Below are 6848 nucleotides of genomic sequence, written 5' to 3' on the forward strand. Positions count from 1 at the left end.
CGGGTCCGCCCGGTCCGGGAGCGCGCCCGCGGACTCGCGCCGTCCGGGCGTCCGTCCGCCACGCGCCCGTCGACCAGGTGCCCGTCGATCAGGGCCACCAGGGAGGGCACGATCAGCTCGATCGCCGGCATGTCGGGCAGCGGCGGCCCGTCCGGGCCCGACCAGCGCCGGGCCGCCTCCAGCCCTCGCCGGACCGCCCCGGCCAGCACGACCGGGTCCGCGCAGGGAGAGGGGCGCCGCAGCTCCGCCAGGAGCGCCTCGGCCGCGCTCAGCGTCGGGACGAGCGCGTAACCGCCCTCGGGGCGGCCCCAGCCGCCGTCCGCCCGCTGGGCGGCGAGCAGGAATCCGACCCGCTCGGCATGGCCGGTCAGCCAGGGGGCCAGGCTCACCACGCGCCCGGTCTCGTAGACCGACGGGGACACCTGCCCCCACGGCCGGGCCAGCAGACCGGCGACCAGCTCACGGGCCCCGGCAGCCGGATCGGGCCCGGCCGCGCCGCTCTCGCCCGTCCCCGGGAGCAGGGCCGTACCGGTGTTCACGTCGACGCTCAAAGGGTCCCCCAGTAGTCGCCCACCCGGTAGAAGCCGGCGCAGAAGTCCATCTGCCGCTCCAGGTAGCCCGCCAGTCCCGGCTGGGCGTCCCGCAGCGGCTCGATCAGTTCCCGGCTCCGGGCCGCGAGCTCGGCGACCCGCCGCTCCACCTCGGCGCGGGGGACGTCGAGCAGGAGGGCGTTGAGGTCGCCCCAGGCGACGTCCCGCTCGTAGGTGCCCAGGTCGTTGAGGAGGCGGATGACCCGCTGCACGGCGCGGCTCGCCTCCCGCACCCGATCGGCGTCCACGACCGGCCCTCGGTCCGAGACGTGGATCCAGTGGGCGGCGAACACGAAGGAGAAGCCGAGGTTGTCGGCGTTGCCGAGGTACTCCTCGAACGTCGGGACGGTCTTGTCCGCCTTCCAGCGCCACTCGGTGAGCATCCCGTCCAGCATGCGGTCCAGCTCGTCCCGCCAGACCGGTCCGAGCTCGGGGAAGACTGGAGAGGAGGCGAGTTCGTCCCGGATGTCGGCCAGCATGCGGGCCAGGTCGTCGCCGTCGGCCGGCGGGGCTCCGGCGGCCGCCTCCCGGCACCGCCGGGCGGTCTCCTCCACCTCCTGCGGCGAGGTGGCGACGTAGTCGACGAGCCAGTCCAGCCCGAACGCCCACAGGGAGGCCTTGTTCGCCATGCGCAGCTGCTCGGCGGTGAGCCACGGCCCGCTGAAGGCCATGGCGAGCGAGAGCGTGCTGTACAGGGCGGCGTCGAACGGCTTGGCGGAGAACAGGCCGGGGTAGGTCTCGGCCCACTGCCGCATCTCGCGCTGGGACCGCCCCGCCACGGCGGAGGCCGTACCGCACTCCACCGCGGACGAGCGGGAGCGGTCGCCGGTCGCGCTCACCGGGACTCCTCCCCGGCGAAGCGGATGCCCAGCTCGACCCGTTGGCGGGGGCGCAGCGAGGCGGCCCGGGCGGGGATGAACGGCCCCGGGGTGCGCACGTCCAGCCGGAACCGGCTGAGGACTCCTGCGACGATGAGCGGCGCCTCGACGTGGAACAGGTGCTCGCCCAGGCACTTGTGCGGGCCGCCCCCGAAGGGGAAGTAGGCGTACCGGTGCCGGCGCTCCTGCCTGCCGGGCGCGAACCGCTCGGGGTCGAACTCCAGCGGGTCCTCCCAGAACTCGTCCAGCCGGTGCGAGGCGAAGGGGGTGATCAGCACCGTCGAACCGCGCCTGATCGGCACGCCGCCGATCTCCCCGTCCTCCATGACCATCCGGGGGAAGATCCAGCCCGCCGGGTACAGCCGCACGACCTCCTGCAGGACCATGCGGGTGTAGGTCAGCCGGGCGATGTGCTCGGGGCGGGCGGGGCCCTCGCCGACCACCTCGTCGATCTCGGCCTGCAGCCGGGCCGCGACCCCGGGGTGGGCGTCCAGCAGCAGCCAGAGCCAGGCGATGACCATCGCGGTGGTCTCCGACGATGCCGCGTAGACGCTCACCAGGGCGTCGCGGATCTGCCGGTCGGTGAACCTCTCGCCGTCGGCGCCGGTGGACCGGCAGAGCACGGAGATGATGTCGTCGCCTTCCCCGGGATCGGCCATCGACCTGCGGACCACCGGGAAGACCACGTCGTCGATCTGCTGGACGGCCTTGAGGAAGGCCCGGTCGCGGGGCACCCGGACGAAGTACGGCATGAACGGCATGAGCACGCGGTAGCCGATCGAGTGGGCCGCGATGTCGTAGGCGGGGATGAGCCGCTCGCCGTCCGCGCGACTCAGCTTGTCCCCGAACAGCACCCGGTTGACGATGAAGCTGACGATGCCGGACATCTCCGCCACGGCGTCGACGGTCCGTCCCGTCCGGGCGTGCTCCGCCCACTCCTCGATCCGGTCGGTGACGCGTCGCGCCACCTCGTCGGCGATCGTGGCGACGTACCGGGCGGTGAACAGCGGCTGGAGGGTGGCGCGGCTGTTCTGCCAGACCTCGCCCTCGCTCATGATCCCGGTCCCGAAGAGGCGGCGCAGGGGCCGCCAGAACATGCCCTCGCGCTGGTAGTTCTCCCACCGGGTGCGCATCACCTGCTGGACGTGGTCCGGATGGGTCACCAGATACGGCCGGAACGGGCCCAGGTCCAGCCGGACGACCTCCCCCCGGGCCTCCCTCGCGAACTCCGCGAGGGCGCTCACCGGGTCGTGCACCAGCCTCGGCAGCGCCCGGCGCATCGGAACGGATTCCACCCGCCGGGAGGGCCCGGCGTCCACGTCGATCGGCACTGCCTGTCTCCCACCTGCGCGATGAGGATCCGCGGTGTACAGCGGTATGGCGGCATCAGGTGCGGAGACGGCGATCGGCGGTCGGTACCGGGCGCGGATCGGACCCGGCCCGCGGCCCTCACCTGCCTCGCCGCCCACCTTCTTGCGGACGCTACACATTCAAAGCAGACCACATCACGACATTCGTAATTCTCGGGACGAAGTATCACATGATCGACTAGGATCGATCAAGTTCACATCCATCCCGAAATCTCGCCGGGCACGACAAACCACGGCATTAACCATGATTTAACGTAAACGCCTTAATTGACGGCCCGGTCCGGCAGCCAGGCATCACGGAGAGTGATCGCCCTCACACGATCAGGGCCGGAGGCCGCCCTCCGTGAAGGCGCCGAGGATGCGGTCGGCGGCCAGCGCCGGGGTGAGGGAGCCGTCCAGGACCTCGCGCTCGACCTCCCCCGCGACGGCCGCCACGCCCGGATGGTCGTGCAGCGTCCGCAGCAGGCGGTCGGTGACCAGCGCCCAGGTCCAGCCGACCTGCTGGCGCCGCCGCCGGTCGGCGAGCTCCCCCGACGCCTCCAGGGCGTCCCGGTGCGCGGCCAGCTGCCGCCAGAGCTCCGCCAGACCGGCTCCGGTCAGCCCGCTGCAGGTCAGCACGGGGACCGTGCGTTCGGAGCGGAGCAGCCGCAGCGCCCCGGCCAGCTCCCGGGCGGCTCTGCGGGCGTCCTGCTCGTGCGGGCCGTCGGCCTTGTTGACCGCGATCACGTCGGCCAGCTCCAGCACGCCCTTCTTGATGCCCTGGAGCTGGTCCCCGGTCCTGGCGAGCGCCAGCAGCAGGAAGGTGTCCACCATGTCGGCGACCGCGGTCTCCGACTGGCCGACGCCCACCGTCTCCACGAGCACGACGTCGTACCCGGCCGCCTCGACGACGACCATGGCCTCGCGGGTCGCCTTGGCCACCCCGCCCAGCGTCCCGGAGGTGGGCGAGGGGCGGATGAAGGCGTTCTCGTCGGCGGCCAGCCGGGCCATCCGCGTCTTGTCGCCGAGCACGCTCCCGCCGGTCCGGGTGGACGACGGGTCGACGGCGAGCACCGCCACCCGGTGGCCCAGCCCGGTCAGGTGGGTGCCGAGCGCGTCGATGAAGGTGGACTTGCCGACGCCGGGCACGCCGGACACCCCGATCCTGCGGGCCTTGCCGGCCAGCGGCGTCAGCTCGACCAGCAGCCGCTGCGCCAGCTCCCGGTGGTCGGCGCGGGTGGACTCCACGAGGGTGACGGCCCGGCCGATCCAGCGGCGCGAGCCGGACCGCACCCCGTGGAGGTAGTCGTCAAGACGCATGGCCGAGCCGGGCCGACAGGTCCTCCAGCAGGGTCAGCGCCGCGTCGGCGATGACGGTGCCCGGCGGGAAGATCGCCGAGGCTCCGGCGGCCCGCAGCTCGTCGAAGTCGCCGGGCGGGATGACGCCCCCCACGACGATCATGACGTCCTCGGCGTCCAGGCCGGCCAGGGCCGCCCGCAGCGCCGGCACCAGCGTCAGGTGCCCGGCCGCCAGCGAGGAGACGCCGACCACGTGCACGTCGGCCTCGACCGCCTGGCGGGCCACCTCCTCGGGCGTCTGGAACAGCGGGCCGACGTCCACGTCGAACCCCAGGTCGGCGAAGGCGGTGGCGATCACCTTCTGACCCCGGTCGTGGCCGTCCTGGCCCATCTTGGCGACCAGGATGCGCGGCCGGCGCCCCTCGGCCTTCTCGAACCGCGCGCACGCGGCGCGTACGGCCTCCACGCCCGAGCCCACCTCCTCGCGGTACACCCCGGAGATCGTGCGGATCTGCCCGGCGTGGCGGCCGAAGACCTTCTCCAGCGCGTCCGAGATCTCCCCGACCGTCGCCTTGGCCCGCGCCGCCCGCACGGCCAGCTCCAGCAGGTTGGCGTCCCCCGCCGCGCCCTCCGTCAACGCGGCCAGCGCGTCCTCCACCGCCCGCGGGTCGCGCTCGGCGCGCAGCCTGCGCAGCTTGTCCAGCTGGCTGGCCCGCACGGCGGTGTTGTCGACCTTGAGCACTTCGATGGGCTCGTCGGCGTCCGGGCGGTACTTGTTGACGCCGATGACCGGCTGCCGCCCGGAGTCGATGCGCGCCTGGGTGCGGGCCGCGGCCTCCTCGATACGGAGCTTGGGCAGCCCGGCGTCGATCGCCCTGGCCATGCCCCCGGCGGCCTCGACCTCCTGGATGTGCCCCCACGCCCGCTCGGCCAGCTCGCAGGTGAGCCGCTCGACGTAGTAGGAGCCGCCCCACGGGTCGATCACCCGGCAGGTGCCCGACTCCTGCTGCAGCAGCAGCTGGGTGTTGCGGGCGATCCGCGCGGAGAAGTCGCTCGGCAGGGCCAGCGCCTCGTCCAGCGCGTTGGTGTGCAGCGACTGGGTGTGGCCCTGGGTGGCGGCCATCGCCTCGACGCAGGTGCGCACGACGTTGTTGAACACGTCCTGGGCGGTCAGCGACCAGCCGGAGGTCTGCGAATGGGTGCGCAGGGACAGCGACTTGGGGTTCTCCGCGCCGAAGCCCTTCACCAGCCGCGCCCACAGCAGCCGGGCGGCCCGGAGCTTGGCCACCTCCATGAAGAAGTTCATCCCGATGCACCAGAAGAACGACAGCCGCGGCGCGAACCGGTCGACGTCCAGCCCGGCCGCGACCCCGGCGCGCAGGTACTCCACGCCGTCGGCCAGGGTGTAGGCGAGCTCCAGGTCGCAGGTGGCTCCGGCCTCCTGGATGTGGTAGCCGGAGATCGAGATCGAGTTGAACTTCGGCATCCGCTCGCTGGTGTAGGCGAAGATGTCGGAGATGATCCGCATCGACGGCGCCGGCGGGTAGATGTAGGTGTTGCGGACCATGAACTCCTTGAGGATGTCGTTCTGGATGGTCCCGGCCAGCTGGGCGGGTTCCACCCCCTGCTCCTCGGCGGCCACGATGTACAGCGCCAGGACCGGCAGCACCGCGCCGTTCATGGTCATCGACACGCTCATCTTCTCGAGCGGGATCCCGTCGAACAGCTGCCGCATGTCGTAGATCGAGTCGATCGCCACGCCCGCCATGCCGACGTCGCCGGCCACCCGCGGGTGGTCGGAGTCGTAGCCGCGGTGGGTGGCCAGGTCGAAGGCGACCGACAGGCCCTTCTGCCCGGCGGCCAGGTTGCGCCGGTAGAAGGCGTTGGACTCCTCGGCGGTGGAGAACCCGGCGTACTGCCGGATGGTCCACGGCTGGTTGACGTACATCGTCGGGTACGGCCCGCGCAGGAACGGCGCGATCCCCGGATAGGTGTGCGGGAAGTCCAGGCCCGCGGTGTCGGCGGCGGTGTAGAGCGGCTTGACCGCGATGCCCTCCGGGGTCTCCCACACCAGCTCGCCGGGATCCTGCCCGGTCGCCCGCCGTACGGCCTCCGCCCAGGCGGCCGGGTCCGGCCCCCCGTCCTGCCCCGCGGCCTCGCCCGTCAGGCCGATCTGCGAGAAGTCGGGAATCGTCATCGGGCCTCTCCCTGCTCGTCCGGAGCCGTCACGGGGCCGTCGCCGCCGGCCGGGGCCGTCCCCGGGGTGCCGGAGTCCACCGGACCGTCCGGGGCGGCCCGGTCCACCCCCAGGTCGTCGAAGGTCGTACGGAGCACGGCGAGGGCGTCGCACCCGGCGTGCACGTTGCCGTCCACGTTCGGGTAGGCCCCCCTGCCGGCCAGCCAGATCCGCTCCGCCCCGGCCTTGCGCAGCGCGGCGGCGACCTCCTCGGTGTGCTCGCCGTACAGCTTGTCGCCGGAGCACAGGCAGGCGACCCGCGCGCCGCTCGCGGTGAACGCGGCGGCGATCTCACCGGGATCGGTCAGCGGTCCGCAGGCGACGGTGGCCAGGCCGCCCGCCTGGAACAGGTTGGCTGCGAACGAGGCGCGCGCGGTGTGCGCGGCCACCGGGCCGATCGTGGCCAGGAAGACGACCGGGCGGGTCCCCTGGGCGTCGGCCAGGTCGCGCAGCGCCTCGAACTCCCCGGCGTGGTGCACGACCGGCAGGCCCTCCG

Annotated in this window: 5 protein-coding genes and 1 pseudogene; all 6 read right to left on the reverse strand. The window is 73.0% G+C overall.

Going from position 1 to position 6848, the window contains the following annotated elements; genetic code table 11:
* Positions 1-551, reverse strand: a pseudogene (locus ACWJ6R_RS26975) (prenyltransferase/squalene oxidase repeat-containing protein); the annotation flags it as partial.
* Positions 548-1429 carry a terpene synthase family protein gene (locus tag ACWJ6R_RS26980; protein ID WP_449064924.1) on the reverse strand — a complete coding sequence of 294 codons (882 nt, stop codon included), beginning with the start codon at positions 1427-1429 and terminating at the stop codon, positions 548-550. The pseudogene ACWJ6R_RS26975 and the gene ACWJ6R_RS26980, both read right to left, overlap by 4 nt.
* Positions 1426-2799, reverse strand: a complete 1374-nt coding sequence (locus ACWJ6R_RS26985; RefSeq protein WP_449064925.1) for a cytochrome P450 — start codon at positions 2797-2799, stop codon at positions 1426-1428. The genes ACWJ6R_RS26980 and ACWJ6R_RS26985 overlap by 4 nt, the downstream gene beginning before the upstream one ends.
* Before the next feature lie 360 nt (positions 2800-3159).
* A complete protein-coding gene (gene meaB / locus ACWJ6R_RS26990; RefSeq protein WP_449064926.1) occupies positions 3160-4137 on the reverse strand; it encodes a methylmalonyl Co-A mutase-associated GTPase MeaB in 978 nt (325 codons plus the stop codon).
* Positions 4127-6313, reverse strand: coding sequence for a methylmalonyl-CoA mutase (gene scpA / locus ACWJ6R_RS26995; protein WP_449064927.1), 2187 nt, complete (start codon positions 6311-6313; stop codon positions 4127-4129). Before scpA ends, meaB begins: the two co-directional genes overlap by 11 nt.
* A partial coding sequence (locus tag ACWJ6R_RS27000; protein ID WP_449064928.1) for a cobalamin B12-binding domain-containing protein occupies positions 6310-6848 on the reverse strand: 539 nt, incomplete at its 5' end. The genes scpA and ACWJ6R_RS27000, both read right to left, overlap by 4 nt.

This window comes from Planomonospora algeriensis, assembly GCF_977012225.1.

What these genes read in the sequence shown, in the direction of transcription:
- meaB (WP_449064926.1), bottom strand. Translation starts at nt 4,137, where the DNA reads ATGCGTCTTGACGACTACCTCCACGGGGTGCGGTCCGGCTCGCGCCGC.
- scpA (WP_449064927.1), bottom strand. Translation starts at nt 6,313, where the DNA reads ATGACGATTCCCGACTTCTCGCAGATCGGCCTGACGGGCGAGGCCGCG.